Source organism: Pseudomonas sessilinigenes, from assembly GCF_003850565.1.
Classification (GTDB): Bacteria; Pseudomonadota; Gammaproteobacteria; order Pseudomonadales; family Pseudomonadaceae; genus Aquipseudomonas; species Aquipseudomonas sessilinigenes.
The window spans coordinates 6,343,389-6,358,457 of sequence record NZ_CP027706.1 but is presented as its reverse complement, the minus strand read 5'-3'; the positions used below and the strand labels follow the sequence as shown (position 1 = coordinate 6,358,457).

At 62.9% G+C, this 15,069-nt stretch carries 11 protein-coding genes; 8 read left to right on the top strand and 3 right to left on the bottom strand.

The genetic code is table 11. The features are described 5' to 3' along the window. Nucleotides 1-23: 23 nt before the first annotated feature. A complete protein-coding gene (locus tag C4K39_RS29070; RefSeq protein WP_068582529.1) occupies nucleotides 24-959 on the bottom strand; it encodes a LysR family transcriptional regulator in 936 nt (311 codons plus the stop codon). 202 nt (nucleotides 960-1,161) lie between these two features. Between C4K39_RS29070 and C4K39_RS29065 the strand changes: the two genes are divergently transcribed. Then, nucleotides 1,162-2,394: an acyl-CoA dehydrogenase gene (locus C4K39_RS29065; RefSeq protein ID WP_124348082.1), complete on the top strand. Its 1,233-nt coding sequence runs from the start codon at nucleotides 1,162-1,164 to the stop codon at nucleotides 2,392-2,394. Nucleotides 2,395-2,449: 55 nt separating this feature from the next. On the opposite strand, the gene C4K39_RS29060 is transcribed toward C4K39_RS29065, so the two are convergent. Continuing rightward, nucleotides 2,450-3,832, bottom strand: coding sequence for a substrate-binding domain-containing protein (locus C4K39_RS29060; RefSeq protein WP_124348081.1), 1,383 nt, complete (start codon nucleotides 3,830-3,832; stop codon nucleotides 2,450-2,452). A gap of 372 nt (nucleotides 3,833-4,204) precedes the next feature. Between C4K39_RS29060 and C4K39_RS29055 the strand changes: the two genes are divergently transcribed. After that, nucleotides 4,205-4,459 (top strand): YegP family protein, encoded by a 255-nt coding sequence (locus tag C4K39_RS29055; protein WP_225926507.1) that lies wholly within the window; start codon nucleotides 4,205-4,207, stop codon nucleotides 4,457-4,459. Between the two features lie 49 nt (nucleotides 4,460-4,508). Here C4K39_RS29055 and xthA read toward each other — a convergent pair whose 3' ends face one another. After that, nucleotides 4,509-5,321 carry an exodeoxyribonuclease III gene (xthA, locus tag C4K39_RS29050; RefSeq protein WP_068582538.1) on the bottom strand — a complete coding sequence of 271 codons (813 nt, stop codon included), beginning with the start codon at nucleotides 5,319-5,321 and terminating at the stop codon, nucleotides 4,509-4,511. 172 nt (nucleotides 5,322-5,493) lie between these two features. On the opposite strand from xthA, the gene C4K39_RS29045 reads away from it, so the two are divergent. From C4K39_RS29045 to C4K39_RS29020, 6 genes are all read left to right on the top strand, one after another. Further along, nucleotides 5,494-6,144, top strand: coding sequence for a GNAT family N-acetyltransferase (locus C4K39_RS29045; RefSeq protein WP_068582542.1), 651 nt, complete (start codon nucleotides 5,494-5,496; stop codon nucleotides 6,142-6,144). A 64-nt stretch (nucleotides 6,145-6,208) separates the two neighbouring features. Then, nucleotides 6,209-7,936 (top strand): autotransporter assembly complex protein TamA, encoded by a 1,728-nt coding sequence (locus C4K39_RS29040; RefSeq protein ID WP_068582545.1) that lies wholly within the window; start codon nucleotides 6,209-6,211, stop codon nucleotides 7,934-7,936. Further along, nucleotides 7,933-11,604, top strand: a complete 3,672-nt coding sequence (locus tag C4K39_RS29035; protein WP_124348080.1) for a translocation/assembly module TamB domain-containing protein — start codon at nucleotides 7,933-7,935, stop codon at nucleotides 11,602-11,604. Before C4K39_RS29040 ends, C4K39_RS29035 begins: the two co-directional genes overlap by 4 nt. Before the next feature lie 245 nt (nucleotides 11,605-11,849). Further along, nucleotides 11,850-12,323: a MarR family winged helix-turn-helix transcriptional regulator gene (locus C4K39_RS29030; RefSeq protein ID WP_068582552.1), complete on the top strand. Its 474-nt coding sequence runs from the start codon at nucleotides 11,850-11,852 to the stop codon at nucleotides 12,321-12,323. Beyond that, nucleotides 12,320-13,789 (top strand): efflux transporter outer membrane subunit, encoded by a 1,470-nt coding sequence (locus tag C4K39_RS29025; protein ID WP_124348079.1) that lies wholly within the window; start codon nucleotides 12,320-12,322, stop codon nucleotides 13,787-13,789. Before C4K39_RS29030 ends, C4K39_RS29025 begins: the two co-directional genes overlap by 4 nt. Before the next feature lie 15 nt (nucleotides 13,790-13,804). Further along, nucleotides 13,805-15,004, top strand: a complete 1,200-nt coding sequence (locus C4K39_RS29020) for an HlyD family secretion protein (RefSeq protein WP_068582558.1) — start codon at nucleotides 13,805-13,807, stop codon at nucleotides 15,002-15,004. The last annotated feature ends 65 nt before the right edge of the window (nucleotides 15,005-15,069 follow it).

Below are 15,069 nucleotides of genomic sequence, written 5' to 3'. Positions count from 1 at the left end.
GCGGGGTTGGCGAACATCGAGGCTCAAAGTGCCTGTTGGTCGAGTTTCTTCTCCTGGACGGCGACGTGCTGGCACAGCTCGATCATCTGCTCGCGCATCCAGCGGTTGGCCGGGTCCTGGTCGGTGCTTTCGTGCCAGTAGAGATGGGTTTCCACCGCCGGTACATCGTTGACCGGCAGGTTGAAAGCCTGCAGGTCGTGGCGCCGGGCAAAGCGCGCGGGAACGGTCATGACCATGTCGGTCTGCTGCAGGACCAGCGAGGCCATCAGGTAATGCTGGGAGCGCAGGGCGATCTTGCGCTGGATGCCCATCTTGCCCAGGGCCAGGTCGACATGGCCGAGGCCGCTGCGTCGGCTGGAGATATGGATATGGGCCAGCGACAGGTAGTCGTCGAGGGTGAACTTCTCCTTGCCCGCCAGAGGGTGGCCCTTGCGCATGGCGCAGACATAGCGGTCTTCCATGAGCTTGACGTGCCGCACCTGGGGGTCGGTGTTGAGCGGCGCATCCACGGCGAAATCCAGCCGGCCGGCCGCCAGTTCCTTGGTGGTTTCCCGGCGCTTGGAGAGGAAGCTCTCGATCGCCACGGTCGGTGCCAGGCGCCGCAAGCGCTGGAACAGCGGTGGCAGGATCACGGCCTCGGTCAGGTCGGTCATGCTGATGCGGTAGGTCTTCACCGCCTGCAAGGGGTTGAAGATCCGGCTCTCCTGGACCGAGACCCGCAGCAACGACAGGGCGTTGCGCACCGGGCCGATGATGTTCTGCGCCATGGGGGTCGGCACCATGCCTTGGGCGGTCCTGACGAACAGCGGGTCATTGAAGGTTTCGCGCAGGCGGGCCAGGGCGTTGGACACCGCTGGCTGGGTGATGCCGACGATCTGGCCGGCGCGGGTCAGGTTGGCTTCGGTGTAGATCGCGTCGAAAACGATGAAGAGGTTGAGGTCGACCTTGCTCAGATTCATGGCGCTGCACTCTTATTGTTGGCCTCGGCGAGGGGCCGTTACGGGCACGTGAGGGGGCGGCTTGGGAGCCTGCAGAATCAGCCGATCATATATCGGTGATGAATGTTAATACACGCCGAGAATAGGCTAGGTAAATTTTCGTAGCTGAACTAGCATCGATTTCAGTCCCTCCACACCCGTTTGCCTAGAGGTAGAGCTGCCCATGGAATTCGCCTATTCCCCCAAGGTCCAGGAACTGCGTGAGCGCGTCACCGCGTTCATGGATGCCTATGTTTATCCGGCTGAAGTGGTCTTCGAGCGCCAGGTTGCCGAAGGCGACCGCTGGCAGCCGACCGCCATCATGGAAGAGCTCAAGCTCAAGGCCCAGGCCGAAGGGTTGTGGAACCTGTTCCTGCCCGAGTCCGAGCTGGGGGCCGGGCTGACCAACCTGGAATACGCACCTCTGGCGGAAATCATGGGGCGCTCGATGCTTGGTCCGGAACCCTTCAACTGCTCGGCCCCCGACACCGGCAACATGGAAGTGCTGGTGCGGTATGCCAACGAGGAGCAGAAGCAGCGCTGGTTGCAACCGTTGCTGCGTGGCGAGATCCGCTCCGCCTTCGCCATGACCGAACCGGACGTGGCCTCGTCCGATGCCACTAATATGGCGGCCCGGGCGGTACGCGATGGTGATGAATGGGTCATCAATGGCAAGAAGTGGTGGACCTCGGGCGCTTGCGATCCACGTTGCAAGATCCTGATCTTCATGGGCCTGAGCAATCCGGATGCGCCGCGCCACCAGCAGCACTCGATGATCCTGGTGCCCGTGGATACCCCCGGGGTGAAGATCGTCCGTCCGCTGCCGGTCTTTGGCTACGACGACGCGCCCCATGGTCATGCCGAGGTGATCTTCGACAATGTCCGCGTGCCCTATGAAAACGTACTGCTGGGCGAGGGGCGTGGTTTCGAGATCGCCCAGGGGCGCCTTGGCCCGGGGCGCATCCACCACTGCATGCGTTCGATCGGCATGGCCGAGCGTGCGCTGGAGCTGATGTGCAAACGTTCAGTGAACCGCACCGCGTTCGGCAAACCCTTGGCCCGGCTGGGGGGCAATATCGACAAGATCGCCGATTCGCGGATGGAGATCGACATGGCGCGCCTGCTGACCCTCAAGGCGGCCTACATGATGGACACCGTCGGTAACAAGGTGGCCAAGAGCGAGATTGCCCAGATCAAGGTGGTGGCGCCGAACGTGGCCCTGCGGGTGATCGACCGGGCGATCCAGATCCATGGCGGGGCGGGTGTTTCCAATGACTTCCCGTTGGCCTACATGTATGCGATGCAGCGTACCCTGCGCCTGGCCGATGGTCCGGATGAAGTGCACCGTGCGGCGATCGGCAAGTACGAGATCGGCAAGTACGTGCCCCGTGAATTGATGCGCAGCGGCGGGCACTGACCGGGCGGCTGCGCTACCTGTCGGTGCAACTTGCCGACAGGTAGCGGGCGTTGTTTCAGTAGACCCAGACCTCCACCCGCCGGTTCTTGATTCGCCCCTCGTCGGCGGTGTTGGCCGCGACCGGCAGTTGCGCACCGAAGCCGCGAATTTCGCGGAACACCACACCACTCTTCACCAGCTCCCGGCGCACCGCCATGGCCCGCAACTTGGACAGCAGCGCGGCCCGGCTCGGGTCGCTCTTGTCATCGCCGAATCCGGCCAGGGTCACTTGGCGAGTCATCTTGCCGTGCTGGCGCAGGTAGTCCAGGACGCGGTTCAGGTCCTGGCGGGCCTTGTTGTCCAGGTTGGCGCTGCCTTCCTCGAAGCGAAAGTTCACGCTCAGGCGCTGGGCCTCCCGGGTCAGGGCCTGGTAGGCCTCGGGCATCTGCGAGCTGGGCGTCACGCTCATGGCTCGTACGGTCTGGGCGACGAAGCCGTTGGCGGCCACGATGGCCTGTCCCTTGGCGCTTTGGGCAAAGTTGACCAGTGCCTCGGCCCAGGGGTTTTGGCTGGTGGGTGGCAGGTACAGGTATAACCGGCGCGACAGCGGATAGTCCTCGGTGGCGATCAGGCTGTTGAGTGGCAGCATGGGCTGCGAGTCACCGTCGGCGATGGCCACCGCCTTGGCCTGGCGCACGTAGGGCAGGCCGATGAAACCGATGCCTTGAGGGTCCTGGCTGACTGCATCGGATAGCTGTTCGCTGGACTCGAAGCGTTTTGCTGTGGCGCTCAGGCTTTTGCCGCGTCGGCCCAGCACCAGTTCCTTGAAGGTGTCGTAGGTGCCGGACTGATCATCCCGGGCATAGAGATGAACCGGGCCACCGATCCCCCCCAATTCTTCCCAGGTCTTGGCTTCACCGCTGAACAGGCGCGCCAGTTGCTCGGTGCTCAGGCGGGTCAGGGGATTGTGTGGATGCAGGATGATCGCCAAGCCATCGATGGCGATGACCTGCTCGGCGCCAGGACTTTTCAGGTCGCCGAGGCTTTCCAGCTCCACCAGCTCGCTGTCCCTGATCGGGCGCGATGAGGCCGCCAGGTCGGCCCGGGTGTTCTTCAGGGCGGCAAAGCCGGTGCTCGAGCCATGGGCGGCCACGTCTATCCGGACCTGGCGGCCTTGGGGCGTCAGGCCGACGATCTGCTGCTCATTGTCCTTGCTGTTTGCCTGGATCTTGATGTCGCGCAGGCCCTGCTGCTCCATCAAGCCCTTGGCCAGTGCCGGGCCGAGCCGTGCCCCAATGGTGTTGGAGCCCTGGATTCGCAGGACCGCCGCGTTATCCGCAACCAGGGGCAGGGCAGCGAATGCCGACCAGGGCAGGGCATAACAAATGAAGCCGATCAGGAACAGGCTGATGGTCCTGCACCAGATATCTCGTTCACTGGCGGAAGCAACGCGGGGCATGGTGGCACTGGCCTTCTATATAGAGGAAGAGGTACGTGCCGGCGAGATTAAGTCAGGGAGGTGACAGGGATGTGACGAAGGGCGCTGGCCTTCAATAAATGGCGAAAGTCCTACGCTATAAATAGCTGTTTTCTCTAGATTTTTTGAGATTTTTCCTAAAGACCAGCCTTTGGGGCATACGTAGAGTGGACAACTTTGTCTGTAGGGGATTGGGGCGACTGCCAACGCGTCATCCCCGCAGATGCCCCGGCAGCGTGGAGCTGCCAGTTCTCGTGACTTTCAAAGGAGTTGCAAATGAGTGCCTGGTTTGAACTGAAGCAGTATGGCAGTGGTGCGTGCAGATTCTTGCTCAAGACAAAGGAGGCGCAGACCATGCTTCAAAGCGACCGCTACCCCTGCCGGGACAGTGCCGAGGCAGCCCTCGGCCTGTTCCGCGCACACTGCTCCTTCGCCGAGCGCTACGTCAAGAAAATTTCGGCGGGCGGCAAGCCTTATTTCAAGCTCAAGTCCGGCAATGAGGTGATCCTCACCAGTCACCTGTACGATTCGGAAGAGTCCCTGGAGAGGGCCATCGGCGAGATTGCCAGCGCCGGTACCACTGACCGAGTCCAGCGCGTCCAGCTGTAAACTGGTAGAAAAAAGCCCATCGTCAGATGGGCTTTTTTGTGCCTGGCAATCAGCTCAGCTCGAGCCAGATCGGCGCATGGTCAGAAGGTTTCTCCATGCCTCGCAGGTCATAGTCGACTCCGGCATCCTTGATCCGTGGCAACAATCCCCGGGAGGCCATGATCAGGTCGATGCGCAGGCCGCGCTTGGGTTCCACCTCGAAGCCGCGGCTGCGATAGTCGAACCAGCTGAAGCGGTCGTCCACCTCAGGGTTCAGGTGGCGGAAACTGTCCACCAGGCCCCAGTTCTTCAAGCGTGCCATCCACTCGCGCTCTTCCGGCAGGAAGCTGCACTTGCCGGTCTTGAGCCAGCGTTTGGCGTTGTCGGCGCCAATGCCGATATCGCAATCTTCCGGGGAAATGTTCACATCGCCCATGACCACCAGGGGCTGCTCATTGTTGAAGCGACTTTCCAGCAACTGTTGCAGGTCGCTGTAGAAGCGCTCCTTGGCGGGGAACTTGGTGGGGTGGTCACGGCTTTCGCCCTGGGGGAAGTAGCCGTTCATGATGGTCACCGGGGTGCCATCGGCATCGGCGAAGGTACCCCAGATGAAACGACGCTGGGCGTCTTCTTCGTCGTTCTCGAAGCCCTTGTGCAGTGCCAGTGGTGCCTGGCGCGAGAGCAGTGCGACACCGTAGTGACCCTTCTGCCCATGGTAGTGCACGTGATAACCCAGCTCCTGGATCTCGGCCAGGGGGAACTGGTCGTCGGCGACCTTGGTTTCCTGCAGGCCGATGACATCGGGCTGGTGTTTGTCGATCAGCGCCGCCAGCTGATGGGGGCGGGCGCGCAGCCCGTTGATATTGAACGAGACGATCTTCATGGTCGGCGGTCCTGGCAAAACAACGATGCTAGCTGACAACGTCCGGATCGACCAGCGTGGCGGCGTCGCCGATGCACTGCTAATGTCCTTGGGCGCGGGAACGATCAGCGGCGCGCAAGGCTCGTAATACAAGTACACGGCCATTTGCGCCGGACCCAAGGGAGTGACCGTCATGCCTGATGCCAGCAATGTCATTGCCGATGTCCATATGCTCGACAGCGGCTATTCCCGTGAAGCGCGGTCGCTGCTCTACCATGCGTATCGCCATGAACCGACGTTCGGCTTCATCTTCGAGTCCGAGCGGGCCGGTTATGAACAGCGGGTGCGGGCCACGGTACGCGAGCTGGTCAAGCAGCACTTCATGCAGGACCTGCCGGCCATTGGCCTGCTGGTCAACGACCGGCTGATCGGCATCGCCCTCATCGCTCCACCACAACGTCGATTGGGGATCACCGAAAGCTGGGCCTGGAGAATGCGCATGGTGCTCAGCACCGGCTTGCGATGCACCCGGCGCTACCTGGACTATCACGATGCCGTCCGGGCCTGCCTGCCTAGCGATGCATTGCATGTTCTGCCGCTGCTGGGAGTGCACCCGCAGTTCCAGGGGCAGCATTTTGGCGAGCAACTGTTGGAGGCCGTGCACAATTGGTGTGCCGTGGACGAGCATTCTCGGGGAGTGGTGCTGGATACCGGCAATCCCCGCTACCTGGCGTTCTACCAGCGCCAGGGTTATCAGGAGATCGGTGAGGTGGCGGTGGGGCCGGTGCGCGAGCATGTGTTTTTCCACCCCAGTCCGCAGCACTTGCAAAGAGCAATGGGCTGAATCGAACTTTCCTTGTCCCTGAGCGCTCTATCGCCCTCCCAAGCTCGTGATAGCATCCGCGCCTATGAAGTTTTCCGGAAGATTTACCAGCGGCTTTTTGCTGTTGTTCACAAGCTGTGCGGCGCTGGCGCAGAGCGAATTGGCTGTCAGGGTAAAACCTGCCAACGATGAGCTTAAGGCCAATATCGAAGGTTATATCGGCGATCTTGGTGATCGAGATGAAGAAGCCCTGCTGAGGTTCAGCCGGGGTGCTGAGGAGCAAGCCAAGAAAGCCGCCCAGGCCCTGGGCTACTACCAGCCATTGATCTCCAGCGAAGTGCGGGGCGGCGACAAGCCGCGCCTGCTGTTGCGCATCGACCCTGGCGAGCCGGTGCACCTGCGGGATGTGACCATTCGTGTCGAAGGCCCGGCAGCCTCCTTCAAGTCCTTTCGTACGCCCGACAGCGAGCAGCTCAAGCCTGGCTCGGTGCTCAACCATGGGCGCTATGAAGATGCCAAGCGCCTGATCCAGAACCAGGCTTCGCGCTATGGCTTTTTCAGTGGGCGCTTTACTCGCCAGCAACTGCGGGTGGACCCCCAGGCCGGTGTGGCGGATATCGAGCTGGTCTACGACAGCGGGCCGCGCTACGCCCTGGGCAAGGTGAGCTTCAGCGGGGATTCGCTGTTCGATGAAGACCTGCTGCGGCGCATGGTGCCGTTCAAATCCGGAACGCCCTATGACTCCGAGCTGATCGCCGATCTCAACCGCGCCCTGCAATCCAGTGGTTATTTCGAGGGGGTGAGGGTAGACGCCGCGCCCACCGCCGCCGAGCACGAGGTGATCCCGGTGGCCGTCCAGCTCGAAACCCGCAAGCCAAGGACCATGGGCCTGGGCCTGGGCTACTCCACCGACGTCGGGCCCCGGGTCAAGGCCAACTGGACCCGGCACTGGGTCAACCCGCAAGGCCACAGCTACGGTTGGGAAGCCGAGGTTTCCCAGCCGCGGCAGAACGTCGGCCTGTGGTACGACATTCCGCTGGACCCACCATTGACCGACAAGCTGCGCTTTGCCGGCGGGTACCAGAACGAAGAAATTTCCGGTACCGACACCCTGAGCAAGCTGGTGACCCTGGGGCCTGAATGGCACAGCAAGTTGCCCAGTGGCTGGCAGCGAGTGGTATCGCTCAAGTACCAACGGGAAGAGTACCGGTTGGGCGACGACTCGGGCTTGAGCAACCTGCTGATGCCGGGCCTCACCTATTCGTACCTGCGCAGTGACAACCGCATCGACCCCCACAATGGCTACCGCATCCAGTTCGATACCAAGCTGGCCAAGGAAGGCTTGGGCTCCGATACCAACCTGTTGTACGGCACGGTCCTGCTCAAGGGCCTGACCACCGTCTGGGACGATCACCGTTTGCTCGGGCGGATCCAGTTCGGCGGCAGTGCCACCAACGGTTACAAGTCGATACCGCCATCCCTGCGCTTCTTCGCCGGTGGCGACCAGAGCGTGCGAGGCTACGACTACCAGAGCCTGTCACCGAAAAACTCCCGGGGCGACCGTATCGGTGGCCGCTACATGATGGCCGGCAGCGTCGAGTATCAGTACTCCGTTGCTGAAAAATGGCGGATCGCGACGTTCATCGACCAGGGCAACTCCTTCGACAAACTGGAGCTGCCGAGCTTGAAGACCGGGGTCGGGGTCGGTGTGCGCTGGGTGTCGCCGGTCGGTCCGATCCGTGTCGACCTGGCTCACGCCATGAATGACGACGGCGGCATACGTTTGCACTTTTCCATGGGGCCAGAGCTTTGACGCGTGGTTTGAAAATAACGTTGCTGGCGATCCTTGCGCTGGTGATCCTGAGCATCCTGGTACTGGCCTCCATTCTCGGGACCCAGGCCGGCAGTCGCTGGGCCCTGGGCCAGGTGCCGGGGCTGAGCGTGGATCGTTTCGAGGGGCGCCTGGGTGGCCAATGGCACGCCGAGCGCCTGCTGTGGGAACTGGATGGCAACCGGGTCGAGATCAATACGGTGCAGTTCGCCTGGTCCCCCGCCTGCCTGTTGCGCATGGCCCTGTGCATCGAACGCCTGGAGGCCGAGCAGGTCAGCCTGCAGTTCGCTCCCGGTAGCGACGACAGCTCCGGGCCCATCAGCCTGCCGGAGTTGCGTCTGCCGCTGGCCATCGAGCTGGGCCAGGTCCGGGTCGGCAGCCTGTTGCTCGATGGCAGCGAGCAACTCAAGGGGCTGCAATTGTCGGCGCATTGGACGGGCGAGGGCATGCGCATCGACACGTTGCATTTGCAGCGTGACGACCTGAGCCTGGAGCTGTCCGGCCTGCTGCAACCCAGTGGCGGCTGGCCCCTGGCGGCCGAGGGCAGGCTGGGCCTGCCAGCCCCTGGCAAAGACCCCTGGAACCTGGCCTTGAAGGTCGACGGCGAGCTGCTCAAGACCCTCACGCTGCACGCCGACAGTAGCGGTTACCTGCAAGGACGGCTGACGGGCGAGCTGCAACCCCTGGTGCAGAACCTGCCGGCCCAGGTGCGGATCACTGCCGATGGCTTCAAGGCCAGTGCCGACTTGCCGGACACGTTGCAACTGAACCAGCTGGAACTCACCGGCAAGGGCGACCTGCACAATGGCTACCTGCTTGAAGGCAAGGCCAGCCTGCCAGCTGAGCAGGGGCCCGTGGCCTTGTCGTTGCAAGGCAAGGTCGACGCCAAGGGCGCGCAGATCTCGACGCTGGAGCTGGTGGCCAACGACAAGCAAAGCCTCAGGCTCGACGGGCAGTTGGATTGGACCGAAGGGTTCGCTGCCGAGGCCCGGCTGGCCTGGCTGGATTTCCCCTGGCATCGCCTTTATCCGTCGATCGACGAACCGGCCGTGGCGTTGCGCAAGTTCAACGCCGAGGTGGCATATCGCGATGGCAATTACCTGGGCAACTTCAAGGGCGACCTGGATGGTCCGGCGGGGGCTTTCAGCCTGGCCAGCCCCTTCAGTGGCGACCTGGGCAAGCTCTACCTGCCGCAATTGCAACTCATTGCCGGCCAGGGCAAGGCCGAAGGGCACCTGAACCTGCAATTTGCCGACGGTGTGGCCTGGGATACGGCCCTGGAACTATCGGCGATCAACCCTGCCTACTGGCTGGCCGAGCTGCCCGGTACCCTGGCCGGCCCGTTGCGCAGCCAGGGCGAACTGAAGAACCAGCAACTCAAGCTCAATGCCGACCTGGACCTCAAGGGACGCCTGCGCGGCCAGCCTGCGGTGCTGCTGGCCAAGGCCGATGGGGCAGGGGAGCAATGGCAACTGGGCAACCTGGACATTCGCCTCGGGGACAACCGGGTCAATGGCTCGGCGAGCCTGCAGCAGAAAATCAGTGGCCAGCTGGATATCAAGATGCCGCGCCTGGGCCAGCTCTGGCCGCAGTTGCGTGGCCAGCTCAACGGTCGACTCGACCTGGCAGGAACCCTCAAGGCCCCGCAGGGCAAGGTGGATCTTTCCGGGCAGCAACTGGCCTTTGCCGATAACCATCTGCAGAGCCTCAAGCTCGATGCCAGCCTCGATGCCGGGCAGAAGGCCCAGCTCGATCTCAAGGGTGGCGGGATCCAGGTCGCAGAGACTTCCCTGGGCACCCTGACCCTGTCGGGCCAGGGCGATATCAAGAAGCAGAAGCTGCAACTGGACCTGCAAGGTCCGCTATTGAAACTGGCCCTGGGCCTGGACGGCGCCCTGGACCAGGGGAACTGGCGTGGGCGCCTGGCCAGCGGCGAAGTGCACAGCGGTGGCCAGGACTGGGCCTTGCAAAGCCCGGCCAAGCTGGAGCGCTTGGCCAGCGGCACGCTCAACTTTGGTGCCCATTGCTGGATCAGCGGTGACGCCAGCCTGTGTGGCGAAGACCAGCGGCTGATGCCCGACCCGAAACTGCGCTATCACCTCAAGCGCTTCCCCATCGACAGCCTGGCCCAGTGGTTGCCCAAGGACTTTGCCTGGAAGGGCCTGCTCAACGCCGATGTGCAGTTGGACTTGCCGGCCAGCGGCCCGAAGGGGCAGATCCTGCTGGATGCCAGTGGCGGTACCTTGCGGGTCAAGGACAAGGACCAATGGCTGGACTTTCCCTATCAGGCCCTCAAGCTCGACGCCCGCCTGGCTCCACGGCGCATCGACACCCAGTTGCAGTTCGTCGGTGGCAAGCTCGGGGAGCTGATGGTCCAGGCCCAGATCAATCCATTACCCAAGAACAAGCCGCTATCGGGTGACTTTCGCCTCAGCGGGTTGGACCTGTCCGTGGCGCGGCCCTTCGTGCCCATGGTGGAGAAGCTCAGCGGCAGCTTGAATGGCAGTGGCCGTTTGTCCGGCAGCCTCCTGGCTCCGCAGGTCAATGGCAATTTGCAGCTGACTGGAGGCCAGGTCTCCGGTTCCGAGCTGCCCACCAGCCTCGAGGATTTGCAGCTTACGGCGCAGATCATGGGGGAGAGCGTACGCCTGGATGGCGGCTGGAAAGGCGGCAAGAACGGGCAGGGCAGCCTGAACGGCAATATCGCCTGGGGCCGCGAACTGCTGGTGGACCTGAATCTCAAGGGGACCCAACTGCCGGTGACGGTCGAGCCCTATGCCGCGCTGGAAGTGGCGCCCGACCTGAAAATCTCGTTGCAGGACAACAAGCTGGCGGTCGTCGGCAAGGTCCTGATCCCCAAGGGACAGATCACCGTGCGTGAACTGCCGCCATCGACGGTCAAGGTTTCCGATGACACGGTGATCGTTGGCCAGCAGGCCGTCGAGGGCAAGGCGCCCATGGCCATGGCGATGAACATCGATGTGGAGGTCGGCCAGGACAAGCTGGCGTTTTCCGGTTTCGGCCTGACCGCCAACCTGCAAGGTCATGTGCATATTGGCGACAACCTGGATACCCGCGGCGAGCTGTGGCTCAACGATGGACGTTATCGCGCCTACGGCCAGCGCCTGACCGTGCGGCGGGCGCGGCTATTGTTCGCCGGGCCGATCGACCAGCCGTACCTGGATATCGAGGCGGTGCGCCAGACCGACAATGTGATTGCCGGGATTCGCTTGAGCGGGAGCGCCGAACAGCCGACGACCCAGATCTTCTCCGAACCGGCCATGGGCCAGGAGCAGGCCCTGTCTTATCTGGTACTGGGGCGGCCACTGAGCTCCAACGGCGAAGACAACAACATGCTGGCCCAGGCCGCCCTTGGCCTGGGTTTGATGGGGAGTGCGGAGCTGACCGGCGGTATCGCCAAGAACCTGGGGATCCAGGACTTCCAACTGGACACCCAGGGCTCTGGTAACGCGACGAGCGTGGTGGCCAGTGGCAGCATCTCCGAGAAGCTCAGCCTGCGCTACGGTGTGGGCGTCTTCGAGCCAGCCAGCACCATTGCCCTGCGCTACAAGTTGAGCAAGAAGGTCTACCTGGAGGCCGCGAGCGGCTTCGCCAGCTCCCTGGACATCTTCTACAAACGCGACTTCTAGCCTCGCGCTCCCTGTCGCCGCCGCATGCGCCAAGGTCCACAGGACCTGTATCGATCCGCAGTGCGGCGGCCCCAGGGCTCTTTCTCGATTGCATTTCCCTGAGGGCTCGCGCAGTGGTTCCTGGCCACTGTGAGCTTGCGTTCATCCTGAAAATAAAGAGCATGCTAATTATTACGTTGACATTCGCTGCCTAGGCAGTAACATCTCGACACATTATCCCTGCCTAGGCAGCTAACGGTGGTCAGATGAAGCATTTCCAGCCGGACAACTTTCACAATTGCCATCTCGGGTTGCTGCTGGGACGTGCGGCCTTGCTCAAGGACCGGATCATCGACACCCACATGGAACCCCATGGCATCACGGCCGCGCAGTTCAAGGTGCTGATCATCATGGCGCAGTTCGATGTCGATACCCCGGCCGAGCTGTGCCGTCACCTGTCGCTGGACAGCGGCTCGATGACCCGCATGCTCGACCGCCTGGAACAAAAGGATTTTCTTGCCCGCAAACGCTCGGAAGGCGATCGGCGCCAGGTGCAACTGTTACTCACGGAAGAAGGACGCAAGCTGGCGGATCGGTTGCCGCACATCGGTGCCGAAGCGATGAACCAGTTGGTGGGGGCGATCACGCCCGAGGAGCTGGGCACGCTAGAGCAGATCCTGAAGAAAATTTTGCTGGCAGCGGGTGACCCGATCACCATCCAGCGGGTAGGTGCTAAATGAGCAGTAAAGTCTTGCGCACGCGTGTCAGCCTGGTGCTCTTGGCCATGAGCCTGGCCGGTTGCGCCAACTACAGCGGCCTGGATACCGAGGGTGTGAGCCTGTCGGCGCAAAGCCTGGCCACCGGCAAGGCCCTGAATGGTGTGTCGCTGTCGCCAGCGGCCTGGCCCCGCGGCGACTGGTGGAAGAGCCTGGGCGACAGCCAGCTCGACGGCCTGATCCAGGAAGCCCTGCGGGACAGCCCGGATATGCAGATCGCCAGTGCCCGGGCCCACCAGGCCAGCGCTGCCGCCTACGCTGCCGATGCTGAAAGAATGCCGACCCTGGATGCCAAGGCCGGTGCCAGCCGTTCGCGCCTGGCTCGTGACCAGGACCCGCGTGGCCAGGGTGGTGCCTACTCCACGGTGCGTAACATCAGCGCCAGCTTCAACTACAACTTCGATCTCTGGGGTGGCCAGCGTGCCGCTTGGGAAGCCGCATTGGGCCAGGCCCGGGCCGCCGAGGTCGATCGCCAGGCCGCCAGCCTGACCCTGGCCGCCGATGTCGCCCGCGCCTACAGCGACCTGGGGCATGCCCATATTGTCCATGACCTGGCCGCCGAGGATCTCAAGCGTACCCGGCAGATGTTGGAACTCAGCCAGCGGCGCCTGAGTGCCGGGATCGACAGTCAATACCAGTATCAACAGACCGAGAGTCTGGAGGCTGGTGCCCAGGCCAGCCTGATCGATGCTGAAAAACAACTGCAGAGCGCGAAGATCGCCCTGGCCGTGCTGCTGGGCAAAGGCCCGGGCCGGGCTGACGAGATCAGCCGGCCGAAAGTCCTGCAAGCCAGTGCCGTGGCCTTGCCATCGACCCTGCCCGCCGAGTTGTTGGGCCGTCGTCCCGACCTGGTGGCGGCCCGTTGGCGTGTGGAGGCAGCGAGCAAGGACATCGATGCCAGCAAGACCCGCTTCTATCCCAACCTCAACCTGAGCGCCAGCGCCGGTGCCGAGTCGTTGCTGGGAGACGCGATGTTCGGCTCGGCCAGCCGGTTCTTCACTATCGCCCCGACGGTCTCGCTGCCGATTTTCGATGGCGGTCGCCTGCGGGCCAGTCTCGACGCCCGGGATGCCGACTATGACCTGGCGGTAGCCCAATACAACAAGACCCTGGTGACGGCCCTGGGGGATGTCAGCGACAGCGTTGCCCAGTTGCGCGACATCGGGCGGCAGATCGGTGCCCAGCAACATGCGACCGATATTGCCCAGGACTCCTACGACACCGTGGTCCAGCGCTACGGCTCCGGCATTGGCAACTATCTGGATGTGCTGAGCATCGAGCAGCAACTGCTGCAGGCCCAGCGCCAGTTGGCCACGCTCAATGCCCAGCAGATCGATCTGTCGATCCAGTTGATGCAAGCCCTGGGGGGCGGCTTCGATGCCCAGAACCTGGCTTCGGCCAGCCCGACCGCCGTCCTGCAGACTCCATAATTCGAGGTATTTGTCATGGCTAACGCCGACACTCAAAACACTGCAAGCACTCCGGACAACGCCAATCCGCGCAAGCGCAAGATGATGCTCCTGGGGTTGACCGCTATCGTCATCCTGGGCGGATTGGGCGTATTCGCCTGGCATGAACTCTATGGCCGCTGGAACGAGAACACCGACGATGCCTATGTGAATGGCAACGTGGTGGAGATCACTCCGCTGGTCACCGGTACCGTGGTCAGCATTGGTGCCGATGATGGCGACCTGGTGCACGAAGGCCAGGTGCTGATCAACTTCGACCCTAACGATGCCCAGGTCGGCCTGCAGAGCGCCGAGGCCAACCTGGCCCGTACCGTGCGCCAGGTGCGCGGCCTGTACAGCAATGTCGATGGCATGCGGGCCCAGGTGGCGGCGCAGAAGGCCGAGGTGCAAAAAGCCCAGGACAACTTCAGCCGCCGCAAGAACCTGGCGGCCAGCGGAGCGATTTCCCAGGAGGAGCTGTCCCATGCCCGGGATGACCTGACCACTGCGCAAAATGCCCTGGCCAATGCCCAGCAGCAACTTGCCACCACCAACGCCCTGGTGGACGACACCGTGGTTTCCAACCATCCGGATGTACAGTCGGCCGCTGCGCAACTGCGCCAGGCCTACCTGAACAATGCCCGCAGCACCCTGATCGCGCCTGTTACCGGTTATGTGGCCAAGCGTACCGTGCAGTTGGGCCAGCGGGTCCAGCCGGGTACGGCCCTGATGGCGGTGATTCCCCTGGACCAGCTGTGGATCGACGCCAACTTCAAGGAAACCCAATTGCGCGACATGCGCATCGGCCAGCCGGTGGACATCGAGGCGGATATCTATGGCAGCGATGTGAAGTACAGCGGTACGGTCGACAGTCTCGGTGCCGGTACTGGCAGTGCCTTCTCCCTGCTACCGGCGCAAAACGCTACCGGTAACTGGATCAAGATCGTGCAACGGGTGCCGGTGCGCATTCATATCAATGCCGAGGAGCTGGCCAAGAACCCGCTGCGGGTTGGCCTGTCGACGGTGGTCAACGTCAACCTGCGGGACCAGAGCGGTCCGGTCCTGGCCCAGCAGCCACCGCAGCAGGCTTCCTTCAGCACCAACGTCTACGACCGTCAGTTGGGCGAAGCCGATGCCTTGATTGCGCGCCTGATCCACGACAACAGCGCGACCCTCGGCAAGACCGCCAAGCGCTGATTCGCCAATCCGCCAGTCTCGGTTGCGCCTAGCGACCGAGGCGCCTGTCCAGTTCCAAGGGATTC